This is a genomic window from Ferrimonas balearica DSM 9799 (assembly GCF_000148645.1).
In the GTDB taxonomy this organism is placed as follows: Bacteria; Pseudomonadota; Gammaproteobacteria; order Enterobacterales; family Shewanellaceae; genus Ferrimonas; species Ferrimonas balearica.
Genome location: NC_014541.1, coordinates 3,789,744 through 3,812,766 on the forward strand (window position 1 = coordinate 3,789,744; position 23,023 = coordinate 3,812,766).

At 61.8% G+C, this 23,023-nt stretch carries 25 protein-coding genes; 9 read left to right on the forward strand and 16 right to left on the reverse strand.

Going from position 1 to position 23,023, the window contains the following annotated elements; translation table 11 throughout:
* Positions 1 to 63: 63 nt before the first annotated feature.
* The gene (mgtE, locus tag FBAL_RS17140; RefSeq protein WP_013346852.1) at positions 64 to 1,413 is read left to right on the forward strand and encodes a magnesium transporter; all 1,350 of its coding nucleotides are present in this window, start codon (positions 64 to 66) and stop codon (positions 1,411 to 1,413) included.
* Between the two features lie 55 nt (positions 1,414 to 1,468).
* Here mgtE and FBAL_RS17145 read toward each other — a convergent pair whose 3' ends face one another.
* The 5 genes from FBAL_RS17145 to FBAL_RS17165 form a co-directional block, all read right to left on the reverse strand.
* On the reverse strand, positions 1,469 to 1,858 hold the full coding sequence (locus tag FBAL_RS17145; protein WP_013346853.1) for a glycine zipper family protein: 390 nt from the start codon (positions 1,856 to 1,858) through the stop codon (positions 1,469 to 1,471).
* Positions 1,859 to 2,010: 152 nt separating this feature from the next.
* The gene (locus tag FBAL_RS17150; RefSeq protein WP_013346854.1) at positions 2,011 to 3,969 is read right to left on the reverse strand and encodes an exoribonuclease II; all 1,959 of its coding nucleotides are present in this window, start codon (positions 3,967 to 3,969) and stop codon (positions 2,011 to 2,013) included.
* Positions 3,970 to 4,096: 127 nt separating this feature from the next.
* Positions 4,097 to 4,312: a hypothetical protein gene (locus FBAL_RS17155; protein ID WP_013346855.1), complete on the reverse strand. Its 216-nt coding sequence runs from the start codon at positions 4,310 to 4,312 to the stop codon at positions 4,097 to 4,099.
* 69 nt (positions 4,313 to 4,381) lie between these two features.
* Positions 4,382 to 5,335 carry a D-2-hydroxyacid dehydrogenase gene (locus FBAL_RS17160; RefSeq protein ID WP_013346856.1) on the reverse strand — a complete coding sequence of 318 codons (954 nt, stop codon included), beginning with the start codon at positions 5,333 to 5,335 and terminating at the stop codon, positions 4,382 to 4,384.
* A gap of 12 nt (positions 5,336 to 5,347) precedes the next feature.
* On the reverse strand, positions 5,348 to 5,734 hold the full coding sequence (locus tag FBAL_RS17165) for a hypothetical protein (RefSeq protein ID WP_013346857.1): 387 nt from the start codon (positions 5,732 to 5,734) through the stop codon (positions 5,348 to 5,350).
* A 127-nt stretch (positions 5,735 to 5,861) separates the two neighbouring features.
* Here FBAL_RS17165 and FBAL_RS17170 point away from each other — a divergent pair, with 127 nt between their 5' ends.
* Positions 5,862 to 6,488 (forward strand): class I SAM-dependent methyltransferase, encoded by a 627-nt coding sequence (locus FBAL_RS17170; RefSeq protein WP_013346858.1) that lies wholly within the window; start codon positions 5,862 to 5,864, stop codon positions 6,486 to 6,488.
* A 9-nt stretch (positions 6,489 to 6,497) separates the two neighbouring features.
* Here the strand turns inward: FBAL_RS17170 and FBAL_RS17175 are convergent, their stop codons facing one another.
* The 4 genes from FBAL_RS17175 to FBAL_RS17190 are packed head-to-tail and all read right to left on the reverse strand — an operon-like array spanning position 6,498 to position 9,536.
* Positions 6,498 to 7,136 (reverse strand): outer membrane beta-barrel protein, encoded by a 639-nt coding sequence (locus tag FBAL_RS17175; protein ID WP_013346859.1) that lies wholly within the window; start codon positions 7,134 to 7,136, stop codon positions 6,498 to 6,500.
* A 9-nt stretch (positions 7,137 to 7,145) separates the two neighbouring features.
* The gene (djlA, locus tag FBAL_RS17180) at positions 7,146 to 7,880 is read right to left on the reverse strand and encodes a co-chaperone DjlA (RefSeq protein WP_013346860.1); all 735 of its coding nucleotides are present in this window, start codon (positions 7,878 to 7,880) and stop codon (positions 7,146 to 7,148) included.
* The gene (murU, locus tag FBAL_RS17185) at positions 7,870 to 8,538 is read right to left on the reverse strand and encodes an N-acetylmuramate alpha-1-phosphate uridylyltransferase MurU (RefSeq protein ID WP_013346861.1); all 669 of its coding nucleotides are present in this window, start codon (positions 8,536 to 8,538) and stop codon (positions 7,870 to 7,872) included. The genes djlA and murU overlap by 11 nt, the downstream gene beginning before the upstream one ends.
* Entirely contained in the window at positions 8,526 to 9,536 is a 1,011-nt protein-coding gene (locus FBAL_RS17190) for an aminoglycoside phosphotransferase family protein (RefSeq protein WP_013346862.1), read from the reverse strand. The genes murU and FBAL_RS17190 overlap by 13 nt, the downstream gene beginning before the upstream one ends.
* Before the next feature lie 159 nt (positions 9,537 to 9,695).
* On the opposite strand from FBAL_RS17190, the gene lptD reads away from it, so the two are divergent.
* The 7 genes from lptD to FBAL_RS17225 all read left to right on the forward strand — a co-directional run bounded on the left by lptD (position 9,696) and on the right by FBAL_RS17225 (position 18,484).
* Positions 9,696 to 11,981 (forward strand): LPS assembly protein LptD, encoded by a 2,286-nt coding sequence (lptD, locus tag FBAL_RS17195; RefSeq protein ID WP_013346863.1) that lies wholly within the window; start codon positions 9,696 to 9,698, stop codon positions 11,979 to 11,981.
* Positions 11,982 to 12,072: 91 nt separating this feature from the next.
* Complete coding sequence (surA, locus tag FBAL_RS17200; protein ID WP_013346864.1) at positions 12,073 to 13,359, forward strand: peptidylprolyl isomerase SurA; 1,287 nt, start codon at positions 12,073 to 12,075, stop codon at positions 13,357 to 13,359.
* Positions 13,356 to 14,342, forward strand: coding sequence for a 4-hydroxythreonine-4-phosphate dehydrogenase PdxA (pdxA, locus tag FBAL_RS17205; RefSeq protein WP_013346865.1), 987 nt, complete (start codon positions 13,356 to 13,358; stop codon positions 14,340 to 14,342). The genes surA and pdxA overlap by 4 nt, the downstream gene beginning before the upstream one ends.
* The gene (rsmA, locus tag FBAL_RS17210; protein ID WP_013346866.1) at positions 14,339 to 15,148 is read left to right on the forward strand and encodes a 16S rRNA (adenine(1518)-N(6)/adenine(1519)-N(6))-dimethyltransferase RsmA; all 810 of its coding nucleotides are present in this window, start codon (positions 14,339 to 14,341) and stop codon (positions 15,146 to 15,148) included. The genes pdxA and rsmA overlap by 4 nt, the downstream gene beginning before the upstream one ends.
* Entirely contained in the window at positions 15,138 to 15,512 is a 375-nt protein-coding gene (gene apaG, locus FBAL_RS17215; RefSeq protein ID WP_013346867.1) for a Co2+/Mg2+ efflux protein ApaG, read from the forward strand. The genes rsmA and apaG overlap by 11 nt, the downstream gene beginning before the upstream one ends.
* Positions 15,513 to 16,325, forward strand: a complete 813-nt coding sequence (locus FBAL_RS17220) for a symmetrical bis(5'-nucleosyl)-tetraphosphatase (protein ID WP_013346868.1) — start codon at positions 15,513 to 15,515, stop codon at positions 16,323 to 16,325.
* Between the two features lie 128 nt (positions 16,326 to 16,453).
* Positions 16,454 to 18,484 (forward strand): methyl-accepting chemotaxis protein, encoded by a 2,031-nt coding sequence (locus tag FBAL_RS17225; protein WP_013346869.1) that lies wholly within the window; start codon positions 16,454 to 16,456, stop codon positions 18,482 to 18,484.
* 66 nt (positions 18,485 to 18,550) lie between these two features.
* Here the strand turns inward: FBAL_RS17225 and FBAL_RS17230 are convergent, their stop codons facing one another.
* The 7 genes from FBAL_RS17230 to rplU all read right to left on the reverse strand — a co-directional run bounded on the left by FBAL_RS17230 (position 18,551) and on the right by rplU (position 22,765).
* Positions 18,551 to 18,943, reverse strand: a complete 393-nt coding sequence (locus tag FBAL_RS17230; RefSeq protein WP_245544361.1) for a DUF3718 domain-containing protein — start codon at positions 18,941 to 18,943, stop codon at positions 18,551 to 18,553.
* A gap of 88 nt (positions 18,944 to 19,031) precedes the next feature.
* Positions 19,032 to 19,523 carry a type 3 dihydrofolate reductase gene (gene folA, locus FBAL_RS17235; protein WP_013346871.1) on the reverse strand — a complete coding sequence of 164 codons (492 nt, stop codon included), beginning with the start codon at positions 19,521 to 19,523 and terminating at the stop codon, positions 19,032 to 19,034.
* Positions 19,524 to 19,545: 22 nt separating this feature from the next.
* Positions 19,546 to 20,007 carry a threonine/serine exporter family protein gene (locus FBAL_RS17240; protein ID WP_013346872.1) on the reverse strand — a complete coding sequence of 154 codons (462 nt, stop codon included), beginning with the start codon at positions 20,005 to 20,007 and terminating at the stop codon, positions 19,546 to 19,548.
* The gene (locus FBAL_RS17245; RefSeq protein ID WP_013346873.1) at positions 20,007 to 20,771 is read right to left on the reverse strand and encodes a threonine/serine exporter family protein; all 765 of its coding nucleotides are present in this window, start codon (positions 20,769 to 20,771) and stop codon (positions 20,007 to 20,009) included. The genes FBAL_RS17240 and FBAL_RS17245 overlap by 1 nt, the downstream gene beginning before the upstream one ends.
* A 68-nt stretch (positions 20,772 to 20,839) precedes the next feature.
* A complete protein-coding gene (cgtA, locus tag FBAL_RS17250) occupies positions 20,840 to 22,006 on the reverse strand; it encodes an Obg family GTPase CgtA (protein WP_013346874.1) in 1,167 nt (388 codons plus the stop codon).
* A gap of 172 nt (positions 22,007 to 22,178) precedes the next feature.
* A complete protein-coding gene (rpmA, locus tag FBAL_RS17255) occupies positions 22,179 to 22,436 on the reverse strand; it encodes a 50S ribosomal protein L27 (protein WP_013346875.1) in 258 nt (85 codons plus the stop codon).
* A gap of 17 nt (positions 22,437 to 22,453) precedes the next feature.
* Positions 22,454 to 22,765 (reverse strand): 50S ribosomal protein L21, encoded by a 312-nt coding sequence (gene rplU, locus FBAL_RS17260; RefSeq protein WP_013346876.1) that lies wholly within the window; start codon positions 22,763 to 22,765, stop codon positions 22,454 to 22,456.
* Between the last annotated feature and the right edge of the window lie 258 nt (positions 22,766 to 23,023).

The window sequence follows — 23,023 nt, forward strand, 5'->3', positions numbered from 1 at the left end:
GGAGTCCACGCCTGATAGGGATCTCATCCCTGCCACTCCGCCGCCGGGTACCGGAGGTGGAGTATGCAAAAAGACACCCTTTTTGCCACCCTTAGCGAAGCACTCGCTGCTCATGATAAGCGCGCCGTTCGGGCTCAGCTTGAGCAGATGCACGTCGCCGATTTTGCCGCAGCGGTCGGCGATTTTAATGCCGGACTGGCCGCTCAGCTGCTGGACCTGCTGTCCCTGCCGGATCACGCAGAAGTGTTCGGCTACCTTGATCCCCAGCTGCAAGCCGACATCGCCTGCCGTATGCCGCGTAACGAGCTGGCCGCGCTGTTCTCACAGATGGAGTCCGATGAACGGGCTGACCTCTACAACCGCCTGAGCGAAGACCAGCAGCAAACCCTGCTGCCGGGCCTGGCCCAGGCTGAACGCGAAGACGTGCGTCGCCTGGCCTCCTACCCGGAGAAAACCGCCGGGGCGATGATGAGTTCGGACTACGCCACCCTGCGCAGTCACTGGACCGTACGCAAAGCACTGCAGCGCCTGCGTCTGGAAGCGCCAGACAAAGAAACGATCTACCAAACCTACGTGATCGATGGCGACCGCCACCTGGTGGGCACCATCTCTTTGCGTGAGCTGATCCTCTCCAACCCGGAAGCGCTGATCGCCGACATCATGCTGACCGAGGTGGTGGCCGTTCGGGTCGATGAGGACCAGGAAGATGTGTCGGAAAAGATCCGTCACTACGACCTGCTGGCCCTGCCGGTTCTGGACAGCGCCGAGCGTCTGGTGGGCATCGTCACCTACGATGACGCCATGGACGCGGTGGTGGAAGAAGCCACCGAGGACGCCCAGAAGATCGCGTCCGTTGCCGCGCTGGAAGCGCCGATGAACCAGGTCAGTTCCTGGGAGCTGTACCGCAAGCGCGTCGGCTGGCTGGTGCTGCTGGTGTTCGGTGCCCTGCTCTCCGGTGCAGGCATCGCCCACTTTGAAGCGATCATCGAATCCAATGTGGCGCTGGTGTTCTTTATGCCGCTGCTGGTGGGCAGTGGCGGTAACGCCGGCTCCCAGTCCGCTGCACTGATGGTACGCGCCCTGGCGACTGGCGAAGTCGATCTGAAGGACTGGGCCAAGGTACTGGCGCGGGAGGTCTTTGTCGCCGGTGCGCTGGGCCTGACCATGGCCGCGGCGGTATTTGGCCTGGGCATGTTCCGCGGCGGCATGGAGATCGCCATTGTGGTGGCCTCCGCCATGGTCTGCGTGGTGCTGGCCGGCTCCCTGATTGGCCTGAGCCTGCCCTTTATCCTGTCACGGGTGAAGATGGACCCGGCAACGGCCTCCGGCCCGCTGGTGACCACCATCGTCGACGCCACCGGGGTACTCATCTATCTGGGCTTTGCCAGCATGATGCTCGACCTGGCGGTCTGATTGACCTCGCAGCAAAAACGCCGCCCTCTCGGGCGGCGTTTTTCATTGCCGGTGTTCAGGTTTCCAGATCGTAAACGTGGTAGCCCATCTCACTGAGGCAACGCCGAAGCACCTGCCCCTGCACCCGTGTCGCCTCCAGAGCACCGTCGGCAGATCCACCGGCAGCGCCCAGTGAAGCCCCGACCAGCATCCCCACCAAAGCCCCGCTCCAGCCGTTATCCACGGCCCCCGCGATCGCACCCGCTCCGCCCAGGGAGAGACTCCCATTAACGGCTCCCACCTTAGCCGCCTCACCCTTATCCACTTGTTCCGCATAGGTTTCGCAGTAGGCCAGATCGTTCTGGTAGTCGCTGGGATCCACATTGGTCATATCCACCACGGGTGCCTGATTGTACGCACACCCTGTCATCAGTAGCGCAAAAGCGGCTGCCAGTTGCGTCCTCATACGTACTCCCTCCTCGATTGTTCTCTGGGATACCAATCGGTCAATTATTAAGCACGAGAGGTGGCATACCAATGGCTTGGAGCGAGTCGGGGCAACCTAAGCGGGGCACAAAAAAGCCGCCCGATGGGCGGCTTTTTTATTCGGCGTTCACCTTACTGGTCGAAGCGCTTGGCCGGTTTGGCCACCACGTTGCGCTGGTCAACGCGCACTTCAGCAATCAACACCGTCAGGTCGTCGGCAACGCGCAGCACCGGCTCACCGTCGAACTTGGCAATGCCGGTGTCACCGCTGCACTCCAGACGCTTCTTGTCTTCGCACAGGAATGGTGCCGGCACAAAGGCGACCGCACCGATCTCTTTCAGGCGCACACGAACGCCACCGCGGTTAATGTCGATCACCTCGGCGTCATACTCGCGCTCGCCGCCTTCCTGCGCTTTCAGGTAGCGGGCGTACAGCCAGTCACCCACGTCACGCTCACACATGCGGTGCAGCTTACGCTTCTCCGCCAGGTGGGCCAGCAGGTCGTCATCCAGCTCATTCAGTGCGCCGGGCTGACCAATGATCGCCTTCAGCAGACGGTGGTTGATCATGTCGCCGTACTTACGGATTGGTGAGGTCCAGGTGGCGTAGCCGGTCAGGCCCATACCGAAGTGCGGCTTCGGCTCCGCCGCCATCTCGGCGTAAGCCTGCATGCGACGGATGCGGGCATCCAGGTAGCCGGTGGGCTGAGCGTCGAGGTCACGACGCAGCTGGCAATAGCCCTCCAGAGTGGTCACCTTCTCAGCGCAGTGGGTCAGGCCATGCTCAGACAGCAGCTCAATGGCCGCCGGGATCTTCTCCGGATCCAGACCCGCGTGGCTGTTGAAGATGCCTTTGCCCAGTTTGGCACCCAGCAGGGCACCACAGGCGGAGTTGGCCAGGATCATGCACTCTTCCACAATGCGGTTAGCGGTGCGGCGGTACTCGGCGTGAATCGCCAGAACGTTACCGGCATCGTCCACCTCAAAGCGGTAGTCCGGGCGGTCCGGGAACACCAGCGCGTGCTCATGACGCCAGGCGGTGCGGGCGTTGGCCAGGGCGTGCAGGGTGTTGACCTGCTCCGCAATGGCATCACTTTCCGGTTGCCAGGCGCCTTCAACGCCCTCCAGCAGATCGGACACCTTGTCGTAGGCCAGCTTACCCTGTGAGCGGATGGTGGCGAGGAAGAACTCGGCTTCCCCTTGCAGTGCGCCATCGGCCGCGACCTGAATACGGGCCGCCACGGCGGGGCGGTCTTCGCCTTCAACCAGTGAGCACAGCTCATCGGCCAGCTGACGCGGCAGCATCGGCACGTTAAAGCCCGGCAGGTACTGGGTAAAGGAGCGCTTCTTGGCTTCCAGATCCACCTCATCGCCCATCGCCACATAGGCGGTCGGGTCGGCGATGGCCACCGTCAGCTGCCAGCCACCTTCGGCCTTGGCTTCCACGTACAGGGCATCATCCATATCCTTGGTGGACTCTGCATCGATGGTGACGAACGGCAGTTCGGTCAGATCTGTGCGCTCGGCGGCGTCCGCCAGCTGCCACTGGGCCGGATCGGCCGGTTCCACCTTGGCCAGGTCGTGCTTGGCCAGGATCACCCACCACGGCACGTGCGGGTCATCGGTCTTGGCCACCAGTTCGGAGACTTCGGCCAGGAAGGTGTTGTCATCAGGACGCAGCGGGTGACGCTTCAGGTGTGCCACCACGTAATCGCCGTCCTGCAGGCTCTCTTCGTCCACGCTCTTTTTCACGCGGGCACGGATGGCGTCTTTGATCAGCGGATGGTCCGGCACCACATTCACGCGGCCCTTGATCCGTTTCACCCGCGCCACAAAGCGGGTCAGGAACGGTTCCAGCAGGGTTTCCGGCTCGGCGCTGGTTTTCTCCCCTTCGGTACGCAACACGGCGGTGACCTTATCCCCGTGCATCACCTTTTTCATGTACGGAGGCGGCACGAAGTGGCTCTCGCCCTTCTCGGTTTCGATAAAGCCAAAACCCTTTTCGGTCCCTTTTACGGTGCCTTCCACCGTCGGCAGGGATTCCCGGATCTGTGCTTTAAGCTGTTGCAACAAGGGGTTGTCTTGGAACATCCGTCGTCTCTTGAATCGAGGTAAGGGACGCCCCCGCACCAGGGTGGGGACGGCCAGAAAAACGGCAATTGTACGGGATCTGACGGGTGGGGCCAATGGCCTTGAAGCGCGCATGGCGCAAGGGGATTCAGGGGGCTGGCAAGCGCTTGTTTTTCATTGTCAGCAAAATAAGGTAAAGCCACAGCATCGGGGGCACCACGCCGAGAAACACCCCGAGTGAGATTCCGGTTTTGGGGTGTTCAAGCCGGGTTGGACACAGCACCAACAGCATTGGCAGGGTGATGGTCAGCTGCAGCATCAGCAGCAGTACCGGACTGACCAACAAGGCACTTAACGACGCCACACGTACCACTCCCCGGTAAACGTGGGAACCGCCGACTTAAGCGGCCATTCCCGGACCACACCATTGGCATCAGTTAACCTGGTTGGTGGGGCTTCCCGCCTGCCAGGCCCGCAGGTTATCCAGCACAATGGCGAGCAGATTGCTGCGCGCCTCATAGGTGGCCCAGGCGTTGTGCGGGGTAATCACGCAGTTGCGGGCGCCAATCAGCGGGTTATCCGGCTGCGGCGGCTCGCTGCTCAGCACATCCAGCCCGGCCCCGGCAATCACCCCCCGGTTGAGGGCGTCCGCCAGCTCCCTCTCATTGACCAGGCCACCGCGGGCGGTGTTGATCAGCAGGGCGTTGGGTTTCATGGTGGCCAGCAGCTCAGCGTTAATAAAGCCGGTATTGGCCTCGGTTTGCGGACAGTGCAGGCTGACCACATCGGACTCGGCAAACAGGGTGGACTGATCGACCCAGCGGTAGCCGTCCGGCAGGCCTTCGATCGGGGTGCGGGTGTGCACCAGAATGGTCATGTTGAAGCCGCGGGCCATCCGTGCAGCCGCCTGGCCAATGGCACCAAAGCCCATCACCCCGAAGGTTTTTCCGGACAGGGCCATCAGCGGGCGGTTCCAGAAGCAGAACTGCGGTGCCGAGGCCCATTGGCCCTGCTGCACCGCATGATGGTGTTCGGCCACAGCGCTGGCGTGGTGCAGCAGGTGGGCAATCGCCATCTGCGCCACGGATTCCGGGCCATAGGCCGGGGTGTTGGTGACCACGATGCCGCGCTCAGCAGCGGCAGCCAGGTCCACCACATTGACGCCGGTGGCGGTCACGCCGATGTAGCGCAGCGCCGGCAACGCCTCGAGGGTGGCGCGATCCAGCACCACCTTGTTGGTGAGCAGGATGGCAGCCCCGGCGGCCCTCTCCAGCAGTTGCTCCGGTGTGGTCTGGTCGTGGCAGTGCAGTTCACCGAAAGCCGCCAGCGGCGACCAGTCCAGATCCCCGGGATTCAACGTTGCGCCATCGAGTACCACGACCTTCATTACTGCTGCTCCTTAAAACCAGATCCTCAGGCCCAGGGCGTAGTCCACATCCACATCCCCGGCATCACCAAAGGTCACATTGGGCACCACTTCACCGAACAATTCAACCATGTCGGCGCGGGCGCTCAGGCCCACTTTGGTGCGCAGCCCAACCGGGGCATTACTGTCTTCGGACACCTGGCCACCGAGGCCAAAGTAGAGCGCCGGAAACTCCTTGGTGTGGAAACGGCGGTCAACATTCACCACAAAGCGCTCGGTGCCGACGCTCAGGTCCCAACGACCTACGCCGATGGCCACCGCACTTTCGGTACCGACCTGGTAGCCCACCGCCACGCCATGGGCGGCCTGAGCCGACAACGGCAAGCTCAGCAGACCAAGCAACATCAGAATCCGTTTCATTACTCCTCCGAACCGGGCACAGCGGCCCGCTGGCCATAAAAATGCGGCCAAAAAACTGAACTGAATTGAGTTCGGCATTGTAGAGAGGGATACGAAATGTCGTACAGGCCAACGCCGAGGATCTGTGGTGAAGCTCAACATTGTCGAAAAAGTACTGGTTAACAATCCGTTGCGGGCCTTGGCGCAGCGACATTTTGAAGTGCCCCGCCTCAAGGCACTGGGGGGCCCCTGCCCCGGCGCGGTGGCATTGGAGATTGGTGGCGGCCAGGGAGAGGGCGCGCGCCTGATCCAAAGTGAGTTTGGCGCCCAACAGGTGATCAGCCTGGATCTGGATTTCGATATGGTCAGCCGCGCGCGGCAACGCCTTGGCGAACGTGACGACATCCTCTGCCTGCAGGCGGACTGCACCGCCCTGCCGCTGGCGGACGCCAGCGTCGATGCCCTGTTCGATTTTGGGGTGGTGCACCACGTCCCCCACTGGCCCGCTGCCATCGTGGAGCTGAATCGGGTCGCCCGGCCCGGCGCCACGCTCTATGCCATGGAGGTGTATCGCAGCCTGATCTGCCACCCCCTGTGGAAACGGGTACTGGAGCACCCGCAGCACAACCGGTTCGATCAGGACGAGTTTATTGCGGCCTGGCAGGCCCACGGCTGGACCCTGCTGGGCCAGAAGCGACTGGGCAGTGGCCTTGGCTGGCTGGCGATGCAAAAAGAGCGGCACCCGGCCGCTCTTGATAAGGCGCAGTGCGCCTGATTCGATCGTTCAGAAACGCGCCCGCAGGCCGATGTTGAACTGCGACTGGATCATGGTATCGCCCTCCACCCGCAACGCGCAGCTGCCGTTGCACACCAGGGTGCTGGAGCTGTCCACCGCGGTCACCATGGCGCGGTAGTCCGCGGTCACGGCCAGGTGTTCAAACAGCAGGTACTCAGCGCCCAGTCCAAAGCCCATGGAGAAAAAGGTCTCATTGGAGTAGACGGTTTGCGGCTTGACTCGGGTGGCCCCGACGCTGGCGGTGATGTAGGGGCGGAAATCGCCACGGGGGTAATAGAGTGAGCCCCCCACGTGGTAGAACTCGACATCCACATCGATGCCGGAGGTGGGGGCAAAGCTGCCCTCTTTAAAGGCGCTGCCCTGCTTGGAGTAATACAGGTAGATGTTGCCCGGGTCGTGGGTTTCCACCCCCAGCATCAGGCCAACGTGACTGCCTTCGTCAAACTTCAGCTCGCCTACGGTGTCCCGCGAACTGTTGCCATCCTCATCGGTGGTTTTCTCAGTCACATCCAGGGTGCCACCGACGGTGTATCCATACATCGGGGCGATAAAGTAGGTGCGCTCCGCCATGGCCGGGGCCGCAACCAGACTCACCATCAACCCGATCGGGGCCAATAACCTTTTCATGCTCTCTCCTCAGCCTTCTTTTGCCCGACGCAGCACTTCCCACGCCGCTTGAATGTCTCGACTCTTCTGTTGCGCCACTTCCGCCATCTCCGGTGGCAGGCCCTGACTGGCCAGCTTGTCGGGATGGTGTTGCGCCATCAGCTTGCGGTAGGCCCGCTTAATGGTGCGCAGGTCATCTCCCGGTTGCACGCCCAACACACGACAAGCGTCGTCGTTGGAGAAACCTTGCCGCTGCGCTCCGCGCTGGCCTTGCCACATCGCCACCAGCTGCGCCAGCTCCTCAGCGGAGAAGCCCAGTTGGCTGGCGATGCGCGCCAGGATCTGACGCTCCCGGGGATTCAGGTCACCGTCCGCCAGCGCGGCCTGGATCTGGATCTCCAGGAACACCCGGGCCAGATCGCGGCGCCAGCTTAACGCGCCTTTCAGCCGCGCCAGTGCCGCATCCAGCGGGAAATCCGCCGCCTTGCCTTCGCGGTAGGCGGCCTGCGCCGCCTGACGCGCCCGCCCCTGCAACCGCATCCGGTCCATCAACGCGGTGGCCAGGGCGATGTCCGCCTCGGTCACCCGGCCACTGCTCTTGGCAATGTGCCCCATGACGGAAAAGGTAGTATGGAAGAAGGGGTTAGTTCTAGTCTGACGACGATCCCAGAGCACATGGCCAAGATACGCCCCCAGCAGGGCACCAAACAAGCGACCAAACAGAAAGCCGATCAGGGCACCAAACAGTTTGCCTTTAAATGCCACGCAGTCGGGTCTCCAGGCTGGCCAATCGCTCCGGGGTGCCAACATCGCACCACAGGCCGTCATAACGCTCGCCACTGACCCGTCCCTCGGCCATCGCGGCCTTCAGCAGCGGCACCAGTGAGAAGTGGCCGGGGCGGCACAGTGCAAACAGGGCCGGGTGAAACAGGGCCATGCCGGCGTAGGTCAGTTTGTCGGCACCGTCGACCACCACCCGGCCATGCTCCAGCGCAAAATCCCCCGCCGGATTGTGTTCCGGGTTCGGCACCAGATAGAGGTGGGCCAGATCGCCCTCGGCCAGTGTCGGTAGAGGGGGCCAGTCCAGGTCACAGAAGATGTCACCATTCATCAGCAGGAAGGGGGCGTCGCCCAGCAACGGCAGGGCTTTGTGGATGCCGCCGCCGGTTTCCAGCGCGCTATCCCCCTCATCGCTGTAGTGCAGCGCCAGGTTCCAGTCGCTGCCATCGCCCAGAGCGGCGGGGATCTGTGCCCCCAGCCAGGCGTGGTTCACCACCACATCGGCAACACCAGCCCGGGCCAGTCGCTCAAGGTGATACACCAGCAGCGGTTTGCCCGCCACCGGCAGCAACGGCTTGGGGGTGTGGTCGGTGAGTGGACGCATCCGCTCACCACGACCGGCGGCCAGGATCATCGCGCGCATGCGGCCTCCCAGGCGGGTTTTACCCGCGTTGCCAGCCACTGGGCCAGAGCCTGGGTTTCCGGATAGCGGGCACCGATATCGATCAGGTAATCCAGCACCCGCGGCACGTCAGCCAGGTAGCCGGATTTGCCATCGCGCTGGTGCAACCGGGCAAAGATCCCGGCGGCTTTGAGGTGACGCTGCATCCCCATCAGGTCCATCCAGCGCTGAAACTGGCTGAATTCGACCGTGGCGTCGAGCAGACCAGCCTGCTGCAGTGCCTGGAAGTGCTCACGGGCATACGCTTCCACCTCAGCTTCGTCGATGCGCCAGTAGCAGTCCCGCAGCAGCGACACCGGGTCATAGCTGATGGGACCCAGCAACGCACCCTGATAATCGATCAGCGCCAACTCGTCGCCCACCACCATCAGGTTGCGGCTGTGGAAGTCCCGGTGGATCCCCACCTGAGGCTGGGCCAGGGCATTGCCCACCAGCACCTCGCAGGCCTCCTGCCACAGGGTTTGCTCCTGTTCATTCAGGCTCAGGCCGAGGTGGGCCTGCAGCAACCACTCGGGAAAGATCGCCAGCTCCCGCTCCAGCAACGCACGGTCATAAAGGGGTAATGACCCCAGTTCACTGTCACGAATGGTGGCGATGGTGGGGAGGAAGGCCAGGGCCTTGCGATACCAGTACGGGGCATCGTTCCCTTTGAGCGGCCCGGCCAGATGTTGGTCACCCAGATCGGACAGGCACAGAAATCCCTGCTCCAGGTCCTGCGCCAGCACCTGCGGCACCGGTAAGCCAACGTGCTGATAAGCTTGAGTCATGGCCAGAAAAGGGCGGCAATCTTCCAGCGCCGGAGGGGCATCCATCGCAATCTCGTTGCGACCGTCGCGCTGGTAGCGGAAATAGCGGCGAAAACTGGCATCGCCGAAGATCAGGACGGGGTCGGAAGCGGCGCCGGCCCAGACGGTGTCAAGCCAGCGAGCCAGGGCTTGCTGACGGCTATCATTGTGCATCCGTCATCCAATGGTCGAGAGGGTAAATTTGCTTTATCATACCAAGGTTTCGGCCCATGACAGGAACCCCGATGTGGGCTTTCGGTCTGATGAAGGGATGATCAGGCCCGCTCACCGTTTTTGGGCCACACTATCTACATTCACGTTTTTAGGGACACGATGCGCTTTCCCCTTGTCATTGCCTGCTGCTGCCTGCCACTGAACGCCTGGGCCGAATCCCTTTCGGTTTCCCGCTGCGTAGTGCATCCGCCGATGGAACTGCTCCCCACTGAGCCGGAGCAGGCCGAGGCTGGCATCGCCCCCAACCAGTTACCCATTAAAGTCAACGCCGACCGCAGTGAAGCGGTGGCCGGTGACTCTGCGCGCTTTGAAGGCAACGTCAAGCTGCGCCAGGGCATGCGCCAAATCAGCGCACAAAGTGCCGAAGTCAGTCAGCTCGAGGGCAGTTTCAGCGCCCAGGGCGAGCTGGTGTACCAGGATCCTGCGGTGGCCATCAGTGCCGACTCACTGAACGCCGACATGGACGATTACAACGCCGAACTCAACCGCGCCCAGTACTGGCTGCGTGGTCAGCAGGTGCACGGCAAAGCGGAACAGCTCAAGATCGAAGGCGAAAACAACCTTCTGCTGTCCAGCGCCACCTTCACCACCTGCCCCCAGGACGACCCGGATTGGCTGCTGGAAGCCAAAGAGATCAACATCGACGCCAACGAGGAGTGGGGTGAGATCTGGCACGCCAAGGTCAAACTGTTCGATGTGCCGGTGTTCTACGTGCCCTACATGACGGTGCCGGTCTCCAGCAAACGCAAGAGCGGCTTCCTGTTCCCCGAGTTCAGCACCAGCACCAAAAACGGTGTCGATGTGGCGGTACCCTACTACTGGAACATCGCCCCCAATCTGGACGCCACCCTGACCACTCAGTACATGTCCAGCCGTGGCCTGTTCCTGCGCGGTGAAGGGCGCTACCTGCAGCCCTACGGCGCCGGCCAGGTCAACCTTGAGTACATCAGTGGTGACCGCCTGCTGGATGACAGTCCGGACCGTTACCTGATCCACTTCGAACACGCCGGTAAGCTGGAGAACAATTGGCGCCTGTACGGTAACTTCACCACCGTCAGTGACGACAACTACTTCAACGATTTTGATTCCGACGTCAGTGCCTCCACCGACAACCAGATCACCCGTGAAGGGGAAGCGTCCTACTTCACCGACAAGTGGGATTTTGCCGTACGGGTGCAGGACATCGAGGTGCTGGGTGACAGCAGCAAGCCGTTCCAGGTGATGCCTTCACTGTCGTTCGACTACCGCAACCCCAACCTGTGGGGGCCGCTGGACTTCACCTTCGGGACCGAGTTGACCCACTTTGCCCATAAAGAGAGTGATCACCTCACCGCGACCCGCTGGCACATGGAGCCCACCCTGACCCTGCCCTACCAGACTCCGGCGGGCAGTTTGACCACTGAGGTCAAGCTGATGCAGACCTTCTACGAGCAGCGCGACCCCAGCGACCAGCTGGAGGATTTCGTCAGCCGTACCCTGCCCCAGTTCCGTCTGCACGGTCAGGTCAATTTCGAGCGCAACAGCCGCTTCGGCGACGGCAGCTACACCCAGACGCTGGAGCCGCAGTTCCAGTACCTGTACGTGCCCAAGGTGGACCAGTCCGACATCGGCCTGTATGACACCGCGCTGCTGCAGGAAGATTACTACGGCCTGTTCCGTGACCGTCGCTTCTCCGGTCTGGACCGCATCGCCGACGCCAACCAGTTAACCCTGGGGGTGTCGTCACGCTTCTTTGATGGCAACCACGCCGAGCGGGCCCAGGTGTCCGTGGGCCAGATCCTCTACTTCGACGATTCCGAAGTGGGCCTGGGCGATGACCAGAGCCAGATCCGCAGTTCCAATTCGGCGCTGGCGGCGGAGCTGGAACTGCAGGCCTCCCGACGCTGGTTCCTCAGCGGCAGCCTGCAGTTCGACACCCAGTCCGGCGACACCAACAAGAGCGAAGTGCTGGTGGATTACCGGGCCAATGCCGATAAGCTGATCCAGCTGTCGCACCGCTATGTGCCGAACCTGGGCACCGACACCGAAGGTAACCCCATCGACATCAACCAGGCCGGTATCCGTACCACCTGGCCGCTGAGTGACGAGCTCTACTTCGTGGGTAACTACTACTACGACTTGAACTTGAGCCGCTCGGTGGAATCTTATGCAGGACTGCAGTATGAATCCTGCTGCTGGGCCATCCGCCTGGCCTACTACCGCCACCTCAACACCAACTATGAGGATGGCGACTTCAGCACCATCAGCCCGCGCGATGATTTCGACAGCGGCGTCACGCTGAAGTTTGTCCTCAAGGGGCTGGGCTCTTCCGGTCCGCTGGGGGTACAGGACATGCTGGATGAAGGGGTATTCAACTACCGCCGGCCTTACTACCTGCGTAACTGATGCTGGCGACTGTGGTAGAGTGCCACATCCCTGCGGGCGCATTATTTGATTCGCGAACCGAAACGCGAACATCGACAACATGGACTTGAGTATGATTTTACGACAGCTGCTGATGGGCGCGATGGCCGCTCTGATGTTCGGTCAGGCCCTGGCCCAACCCCAGCCTCTGGATGAGGTGGCGGTGCTGGTCAACGATGGCGTGATCCTGAAAAGCGAAATTGACGAGCGCATGACCTCCGTAAAACGGGGTGCCCTGCAGGCTGGCCAGCAGCTGCCCTCCGACGCGGCACTGCGCACCCAGGTGATCGACCGTCTGATTGCAGAAAGCCTGCAACTTCAGATGGCGGAGCGCATGGGCCTGGTGATCAGCGATATCCAGCTCGACCAGACGCTGGAAAACATGGCCCGCGAACAGGGCATGACCCTGCAGGGCCTGCGCCAGGAGATTGAATCCGACGGCACCAACTACGCCGCTTACCGCGAGCAGATCCGTCGTGAGATCACCATCGGCCAGGTGCAGCGCATCCAGGTTCAGCGCCGTGTCCAGATCTCCCCGCAGGAGATCAACACCCTGGTGGAGATGATCAACGAGCAGGGCCTGCAGGACGCTGAGTTCCATGTCGGCCACATCCTGATCGACTTTGGTGGCGATGAAACCGCCGCCCGTGCACGCGCCGACAAAGTCCTGGAGCTGCTGGAAGGCGGCGCCGACTTTGCCCAGACCGCACTGGCTGCCTCCTCTGGCCCGAAAGCGCTGGAAGGCGGCGACTGGGGCTTTATGAACATCAACGAGATGCCGACCCTGTTCGCCGAAGTGGTGAAAGACGCCAAGAAGGGCGACATCATCGGCCCGATTAAGAGTGGCGCCGGCTTCCACATCATCACCATCTATGACACCCGCGGTCAGGAGGTGCAGGAGGTGGCCGAGGTCAACGCGCGTCATATCCTGCTCAAGCCCTCTCCGATCCTGAGTGAAGATATGGCCAAGACCCTGCTGGACGAATTTATGGCCGACGTCAAAGACGGTAAGGCCGACTTTGGCGAACTGGCCCGCGAGCACTCCGACGACCCCGGTTCTGCCGCCCGCGGTGGTGACCTGGGCTGGGCTGATCCGAACATGTACGTACCGGCGTTCCGCGACACTCTGGCCCGCCTCAAGGTGGGTGAGTATTCCGAACCGTTCCGCTCCAGCCACGGCTGGCACGTGGTGCAGCTGCTGGACCGCCGCGTCACCGATGCCACCGACCAGGCCAACAGCGACCGCGCCTACCAGCTGCTGTTCCGCCGTAAGTTCGGCGAGCAGGTGAACGCCTGGCAGGAAGAGATGCGTGCTGCGGCCTACATCGAAGTGTTGGATCGCAGCGGACGTCGCTCATGATCCCGCGTATCGCCATCACCCCTGGTGAACCGGCCGGCATCGGCCCGGATCTGGTGATCACCCTGGCCCAGCAGGACTGGTCGGTGGAACTGGTGGTGTGCGCTGACCCGGAGCTGATGACCCAGCGTGCCAAGATGCTGGGTCTGCCGCTGAGCCTGCGGCCCTACCAGCCCAGCCAGCCCGCCCGGGAACAGCAAGCCGGTACCCTGACCATCGCCCCGGCCAGGATGGCGGTGACCAGCAAGCCCGGCGTGCTGGACGAGAACAACAGCGCCTACGTGGTGGATACCCTGCGCTTTGCCTGCGAACACAACCTCAGTGGCGAGTTCGCGGCGGTGGTGACCGGCCCGGTCCATAAGGGCATCATCAACCAGGCAGGCATCAGCTTTTCCGGCCATACCGAGTTTTTCGCTCAGCAGGCCGGTTGTCAGGATGTGGTGATGATGCTGGCCACCGAGGGGCTGCAGGTCGCTCTGGTCACCACCCACATTCCACTGGCCTACGTGGCCAAAGCGATCACCCCGGCACGGCTGGAGAAGGTGATCCGGATTCTGCATCAGGATCTGCGGGAGAAGTTCGCGCTCGAACAGCCCCGTATCCTGGTGTGCGGCCTCAACCCCCATGCCGGGGAAGGGGGCCACCTTGGCCGGGAAGAGCTCGAAGTGATCGAGCCCACCCTGGCCACCCTGCGCAGCGAAGGGATGTTGCTCACAGGCCCTCTGCCGGCCGATACCCTGTTTCAACCCAAGTACCTGGACCAGGCCGATGTCGTTCTGGCCATGTACCATGACCAGGGATTGCCGGTGCTAAAATACAAGGGATTTGGGCGTGCCCTTAACATCACCCTGGGGCTGCCCTTTATCCGCACCTCCGTCGACCACGGCACTGCACTCGAACTGGCTGGTACCGGCCAGGCCGATTGTGGCAGCTTCCGGGTCGCCCTTAGCAAAGCGATAGAGCTGGCAACACATCAGAATTCATGAGCAACAATGTGCACCTGGGTCACCGAGCCCGTAAACGCTTCGGCCAAAACTTCCTCCACGACATGTCGGTTATCGACCGCATCGTCGCGGCCATTCGTCCCGATAACGACCACATCATGGTCGAGATCGGCCCGGGTCTGGGCGCGCTGACCGAGCCGGTGGCCGATCAGGTTGAGCACCTCAACGTCGTGGAACTCGACCGTGACCTGGCCGAACGCCTGCGTCACCAGCCCCGCTGGGGCCAGAAACTGACCATCCACGAAGGCGATGCGCTCAAGTTCGACTTCAACCAGCTGGCCGAACCGGGCAAGCGGATGAAGGTGTTCGGCAACCTGCCCTACAACATCTCCACCCCGCTGATGTTCCACCTGTTCGAGACCGTGGACAGCGTTGAGTCGATGCACTTTATGCTGCAGAAAGAGGTGGTAGAACGCCTCTGTGCTGGCCCGGGTCACAAGAACTACGGTCGCCTCAGCGTCATGGCGCAGTACTACTGCCAGTGCATTCCGGTGCTGGAAGTGCCGCCCGGCTGCTTTACCCCGCCGCCGAAGGTGGACTCCGCCGTGGTGCGTCTGGTGCCGCACGTTGAAAAGCCCTACCCGGCCACCAACGTCGCGACGCTGGAGAAGGTGGTTGCCACCGCATTCACCATGCGTCGCAAAACCCTGCGCAACAACTTTAAGGGCCAGCTGAACGACGACGATTTCGCCGCACTGGGCATCGACCCGACGCTGCGTCCGGAGCGCATCAGCCTGCCCGAATATGTTGCCATGGCCAACTACATCAGTGAGCGCAATGCCAGCTGATATGCCCCTGGCCATCGAGGTAGTGACCCAGTACATCGAGGAGCAATCCGAGCCCTCGAAGGGTCGCTACCTGTTCCACTACAGTCTGTCGCTGACTAACGTCAGCCACCATACCCTGACCCTGAAACGCCGTAACTGGCAGATCACCGACGGCAACGGTGAACAGATGCAGGTGGAAGGCGCTGGCGTGGTGGGCGAAACCCCCACGCTGGTACCGGGCCAGACCTTTCGCTACACCAGTTCCGTGGTGCTGGCGACCCCCCTTGGCAGCATGACCGGCTACTACACCCTTGAGGGTGACCACGGTGCCCTGAAAGCCGCTATCCCCCGATTCCAACTGTCCGTTCCGGGAGCACTGCACTGAATGGCAAATTACTTTGTCGGCGATATCCAGGGCTGTTATGACGAACTGCGCCGCCTGCTGGATAAGGTCCACTTCGACCCCAGCCAGGACACCCTGTGGGCCTGTGGCGATCTGATCGCCCGTGGTCCGGATTCGCTGTCAGTACTGCGCCTGATGCGGGAGATGGGCCCGGCCGGACAAACCGTGCTGGGTAACCACGACCTGCACCTGTTGGCCGTGGCGGCGGGGATCAAAAAGTACAAGCCCCGTGACCGGGTTGACCCGCTGCTGGCCGCCCCGGACCTGCCGGAACTGGTGGACTGGCTGCGCCAGCAACCCCTGCTCCATGAGTTGCCGCAACAGAAGCTGCTGCTGACCCACGCCGGCCTGCCACCGCACTGGGATCTGGACACCGCCCGGGCCCGCGCCAAAGCGGTATCGAAAACCCTCAAAGGCAAGCGTTACCTCGACTTTATCGGCCAGATGTATGGCGAAAAGCCCGACGATGACCGCGACCTCGACGACGAGGTGCAGCGCCAGACCTACACCGTCAACGCCCTGACCCGGATGCGCTTTCTGCATCTGGACGGTCGTCTCGACTTCGCCAGTAAGCTGGGCCCGGACGACGAGCGCGAGTTGGTGCCCTGGTTCCGCTTCCCCGGCCACACCCTGCTCCAGACCCACCGCCTGGTGTTTGGCCATTGGGCCGCACTGATGGGCCGCACCCAGAACGCGAACGCCATCGCCCTCGATACCGGCTGCTGCTGGGGCAACCATATGACCCTCTGGTGTCTCGAGGACAATCAGCGCCACTACCAGACCGCACTGGACTGATCTCCCACCCATTTGCTCAAGTTTTGTTCACAGGGGCCGATCAATATGATTGGCCCCTGTGCTTTTGGCATCAGACTGATAACATGTGGGCAAAAATGGAACAAAAACAATAATTCAGGGAGAGGGTTATGAAAATTACGGTTGCCATGCGCATCATCGGTGGCTTCACGCTGGTCACCCTGCTGCTGCTTCTGCTTGGCGGCATGTCACTGGTCAGCATCGGCACGGTCAGTACCCAGACTCAAAGCTTCAACACCTTCTCTCTGCCCGCCAAAGATGGCACCGGTGCCCTCGAACGCCTCCTCAACGCCCAGCAACTGGCCGTGGTGAATGCCTACTACAGCACCGACGACGCCACCCTCAGTCAGCATCAGGACACCCTGAATTCACTGCAGCAAGCCTGGACCCAAACCCGCAGCGAACTGACCCGCGTGGTCAGTGGCCGGGACAGCCTCACCAAACCACTGAACACCATTGGCCAGCAGCACGATGACTACTGGCAGCAGGTGGAACAACTGGTGGATGCCCAGGGTCGGGCACTGCTGGAACGCCAACAGCTGGCCCAGCGCCTCACTTCACTGGAAGAGCTGGTGGATGACACCAGTTCCATGCTGCTGGACGTGATGGACCTGGAGTATTCCGACAACGCCGGCGACCAGACCCTCGCCGGCCACGCCAACACCCTCGAAACCAGCCTGGTGGGACTGATCTCCATCGCGCTGGAGTTGCCCAAAGCGGAAAACCTGACTCTAGTGGACACGCTGGAGGGGGAGTTGAGCTACCTGCTCAGCAATCTGGAGTATCTGCAGAGCAACCTGATCTGGACCCGCCCGGATGGCAGCGATCGCATCGATCCCGACCTGGGTGCCGAGATCGATGACAGTCTGACCGCCATTCTGGCGATGTTTGCCGAACAAACCGGTGTCGTGGCAGACCAGCAGTCCATCCTGCGGGCTCAGTCCGAAGCGGATGCCGCCCTGGCCCAGGCCCGCGCCCTGCAAAGCACCCTGCAAACCCAGATTAACCAACTTCACGATCAGGTTGTGGCCATCAGCAATCGCGCAGGCGAGCTGACTCAACAGGCACTGGACAGCAGTGGCAGCCGAACCATGGTGGTGATGGTGCTGTCCATTCTGGTGGCAGCCAGCATCGGCATCGTGACCATTCGCGCCATCACCCGCCCGCTGGGCCAGGTTAACGATGCGCTGGCGGTGCTGGCTCAGGGCGACCTGACCCAGAAGCTCAGCTACCACCGCGACGACGAGTTTGGCCAACTGGTGAATAACACCAACCGACTGGTCGACAGCCTGCGCAGCCTGATCCAGTCCATTATCGACCGGGCCAACCAACTGGCCGCCGCCGCCGAGGAAACCTCTGCGGTCACCGCCCAGACCACCTCCGGCATTCAGGAGCAGAAAAGCCAGGTAGACCAGGTGGCCAGTGCCACCACCGAGTTGTCGGTCTCCGCCACTCAGGTGGCCACCGGGGCCAGTGATGCTCTGGGTGAGATCAAGCTGGCCGACGATGAGGCCAAGCAGGTCAAAGCGATCTCTGACGCCAATGGCGCGGCCATTCAGGCCCTGGCGGATGAAGTGGAACGTGCCGCCGGCGTGATCCATCAGCTGGATGAGAACAGCGCCGCCATTGGTGGCATTCTCGATGTGATTCGGGGCGTCGCGGAACAAACCAATCTGCTGGCACTGAACGCGGCCATTGAAGCCGCCCGGGCCGGCGAGCAGGGTCGTGGTTTTGCCGTGGTGGCGGATGAAGTACGCTCCCTGGCGTCACGCACCCAGCAGTCCACCACCGAGATCCAGCAGATGATCGAAGCGCTTCAGCACGGCGCCAAAGAAGCGGTATCGGTGATGCAGCAAGGACAGACCCAGGCTCAGCAAAGTGTGGCCAAAACCGAGGAAGCCAACCGGATGCTGGATGCCATCGCCACAGCGGTGGACCGGGTCTATGCCGCCGGACACCAGATCGCCCAGGCGGCCCAGGAGCAGGATCAGGTGGCGCAAACCATCTCCAGCCGACTGGAGCAGATCGCTGGGATCGCTGAGGAGACCAGCTCCGGCGCAGTCCAAACCGCCACCTCAAGCCAACAGGTGGCCCAGCTGGCCGAGGAGCTTCAGCTTCAGGTGCGGGAGTTTAAGGTGTAACCCCCTCGCTGAACCCACCATAAAAAAACCGCCCTTCCGGGCGGTTTTTTCAGTTTCGGTACACCGTCAGTTGGCGCGTGAGCTGATCTCAGCGGCAATGGCGCTGTTCGCCAGCCCCTGGGCCTCGGCCCATTGCAGCACGGTCTGGCCATCGGCCTCCGCACTGCTCAGACTTTTGCGCGGCAACTGTTTGACCAGAAACACCCCCACATCCTGGGCGTCGGCCAACATGGCGGTGCGCAACAGGCTGTTGCCGTTGCAGCTGACGCCATCGTAGACCGAACGCAACTTAATGCGGGCGTCTTTCAGCTTCTTGCGCAGACGGTTTTTGTCATCGGCTGCGACGTAGTCGCACATGCTGGCCACCAGTTGTTCAACGTTGGCGTGGCTGGAGGGGCTGTAGGTGAGGCTGCCGGCGACGAGGCCGGCCGCCATCAGGCAAGCGGTAAAGCGCATCATTTCACTCCCTGTAATGGAACTGCAGTTACAGACTTCTAACGAGTCATTAACCGGAGCTTATAACAGGCGGAAAAATAACGGTATATCTTTAACCGACTCGTCGGTCCAGGGTGCGGAAAGTGAGGGTGTAAAGATTTCGTTCATCGGGCTGATAAACGGTTCGCTCAACTTCATCCCACCCCAGCGCCTGATAATCCGGGAAGTGCGTATCGCCCTCCACGTCCAGATCAACGTCGGTAATGTAGAGTCGGTCCGCTCGCGGCAGCATCGCCGCATACAACTCTCCGCCACCGATGATCATCAGCTCCTCAACGGCACCGGCGGCCGCGATGGCTGCCTCAATGCTGGCCACCACGGTAACGCCTTCCCGGGCGTAATCCGCCTGGCGGGTGATCACGATGTTGTGGCGGCCCGGCAGCGGGCGCCCAATGGACTCGAAGGTGCGGCGGCCCATCACCACGGGTTTCCCCAGGGTTACGGCCTTAAAGTGTTTCAGGTCCGCCGGCAGGTGCCAGGGCATCTGGTTGTCCTTGCCGATAACCCGGTTACGGGCCATGCAGGCGATCAGCGCAATGCGCATCAACTCGGCTCCTTGTGTCAGCTCAGATGATTGAGCGGTTACGGTAATACAGCAGTCCCGGCAGGGCCAGACCGACGCTCAGGGCGCCGACGATAAACACGGTTTTGACGCCATTGACCAGCACCTGCTCCATCAGCGGCTCGCTGGCCCCCACGGCACTCATCTCGACCAGCCCAATCACGGTGTTAAAGGCGTAGCTGCCCGGAATCATCGGGATGATGGCGGCCACCCCGTAAAGTTGCATCGGCGCCAGGGTACGGCGCGACCAGTGCACCGTCAGCCACCCCACCGAGGCGGCGGCGACAAAGGTGGCCCACTCGATAGGGGCCCCCAGAGCCATCAGGAGGCCACGGATGGCAAACCCCATGGCACCGGCACACCCACACCGCCACAAGTAGCGTCCGGGCACGTTAAAGGCCATAGCGAAGCCCACCGCAGGTATGGAGGCGACCAAGGCATTGAAGGTCAGACTGATCAGGTCCATTACAGCCACCCCAGTCCGGTCAGTTGCATCGCCAGGGTGATGCCGATGGCGGCGGCAATGGTCATCAGCGTGGCCTGGCCCCAACGTGCCATACCAACGTTGTAGTGGCCCTTCACCATGTCGGCGACGGCATTGATCATGGGGAAGCCCGGCACCAGCATCAGCACGCAGGCGGCGGTGGCGATCTCCGGCGTGTCGGTCCACTCCAACAGGCCGCCAAAGCGGGTCAGCAGCGTGGTAACAAAGGCGGTTACCGCCCAGTTGACCAGCACGTTGTAGTGACGACGGGCCAGCGACTGCCGCACCGCCATGCCGGCGGAGGAGGCCAGCGCCGTCACCAGGCAGCCCGCCAGATCGGCGCCAAAGAAGTGGGCAAATGCGGCGCAGGAGGGGCCGATAATGGCCACCACGGCCCATCGGTTCCAGGTCCAGGGGGTCAGACGGGCCAGACGACGGCCGGCGAGGGTGAGGTCAACGATGCCCTTTTCCGCCTGCACGCAGATCCGCTGCACCTCGCACACCATGTGCATATTGAGGCCATGCTCGCGCAGGCGGCGGGTGGTGGTGACGCAGCGGCCCTGGTACAGGGTGGTCATCACCAGGGCATTGGCCGAGATAGAGAGTTCGACGCTGTCGACACCAAAGGCGCGGCCCATGCGCTGGCCAACGTCCTCGACCAGCTCACTCTCCGCGCCCCAGGCCAGCATCTGCTGGGCAGCGCGCACCGCCACCCGGGTGATCTCGTTTTGGGTTTGAACGTCCATTTCGTGTTGTTGTTCTTATCGTCATCAAAAGGGGACCCTAAGGTCCCCATATGATACGGCAATGCCGTTTATTTCTGATACACGACCTCAACGTCGTAATCGTCGTCGTCCCAGTCGTCCCAGTCGTCGTCATCCTCTTCAACGACGGCATCGCGCATCTGCTGAGCGTGGTAGTGCTCCCACTTAAAGGTCACCTCTTCCTCGGCCTGCTCCTCAACCATATCGTGCGGCAGAGTGTCGAGCAGTTGCATCAGCTGCTTGCACAACACTTCGGTGCCCTGCTTGCTGATGGCGGCGATGGTGTGCACCTCGCCCTCCCACTCCAGCGCTTCGACGATGGCGTTGATGCGGGCCTCGCGCTCCTCCTCGGGCACCAGGTCCAGCTTGTTCAGCACCAGCCAGCGCGGCTTGTCGAACAGCTTCGGAGAGTAGGCTTTCAGCTCGCCCAGGATCGCCTTGGCGCCTTCCGCCGGATCGCTCTCGTCAAACGGTGCCATATCGATGATGTGCAGCAGCACACGGCAACGCTCAAGGTGCTTGAGGAAGCGGATGCCCAGACCGGCACCATCAGAGGCCCCTTCAATCAGGCCCGGGATGTCGGCAATCACAAAGCTCTTGGACGGCTCAGGACGCACCACACCGAGGTTCGGCACCAGAGTGGTAAAGGGGTAGTCCGCCACCTTCGGCTTGGCCGCAGAGACCGAGCGGATAAAGGTGGATTTACCGGCGTTAGGCAGACCCAGCAGGCCCACGTCCGCCAGCAGCATCAGCTCCAGGCGCACTTCGCGGTGCTCACCCTTGGTGCCCAGGGTCTTCTGACGCGGGGCACGGTTTACGGAGCTTTTAAAGCGGGTGTTGCCCAGGCCGTGGAAACCGCCTTTGGCCACCAGCAGTTTCTGGTTGTGCTGGGTCAGGTCACCAATCACCTCACCGGTGTCGGCGTCCACGGCACGGGTGCCCACCGGCACCTTCAGGATGCGGTCGTCACCACGTTTACCGGTACAGTTACCGCCGCGGCCGTTCTCGCCACGCACGGCCCGGTGGCAACGCTCAAAGCGGTAGTCCACCAGGGTGTTGAGGTTTTCGTCGGCCACCAGGAATACGTCGCCGCCATCACCGCCGTCACCGCCGTCCGGTCCCCCTTTCGGGATGTATTTTTCACGACGGAAGCTGACTACGCCGCTGCCGCCGTCGCCCGCTTCCACCCGAATGGTGACTTCATCTACAAACTTCATGATCCAGCCCCTTTCAAACCCAATTCATTGGCCCCTCTTCCAGGCCTGGCGTCGCGCCATTAAGTCGCGGGAACGCAAGCGAACCAATGAATTGGGGATCGGTTAATAAGTATACCCTTAGTACGCAAAAAGCCCCGCCAGGTGCGGGGCTTTTCCATCCGGTCAGTCCGGCTTACTCGGCAACGATGCTCACGAATTTACGGTTTTGCTTGCCTTTCACTTCGAACTTCACCTTGCCGTCGGCGGTGGCGAACAGGGTGTGGTCTTTACCAACACCTACGTTGTCACCGGCGTGGAACTTGGTGCCACGCTGACGAACGATGATGTTACCCGCCAGAACGGATTCACCGCCGAAGCGCTTAACACCCAGGCGTTTGCTTTCAGAATCGCGGCCGTTACGAGTAGAACCGCCAGCTTTCTTGTGTGCCATCTCTCAGAACTCCTCGATTAACCGTTGATACCGGTGATCTTAACTTCGGTGAACCACTGACGGTGGCCCATCTGCTTGCGGTGGTGCTTACGGCGACGGAACTTAACGATCTTCACCTTATCGGCACGACCGTGGTTCACAACCTCAGCTACAACTTTACCGCCTTCTACCAGAGGGGCACCTACTTTGATTTCTTCACCGTTGGCGATCAGCAGAACCTGGTCGAATTCGATGGTCGCGCCGGTTTCTACGTCCAGTTTCTCCAGACGCAGGGTTTGGCCTTCGGCGACACGGTGTTGCTTACCGCCACTTTGGAAAACCGCGTACATAATAACTCCGCTATTTCACACGCTGTCACCACCGCACAAGGGGGGTCAGGGTGCGACTAAAACTGTTTGACAATGGGCGCGCATTCTACGGCATGGACACTAAACAGGCAAGGGGCCATTGAAAAAAGATCGCCAGAAGGATCGAGACCGTCCCAACGAAGAGCCAATGGCACTGTTAACCCGGGGGAATTGCGGTAGAATTGGGCGCCGCCGTACCTCAATAATAGTAGGCTTGTGCCTGCAGAATCCAGACCTTGG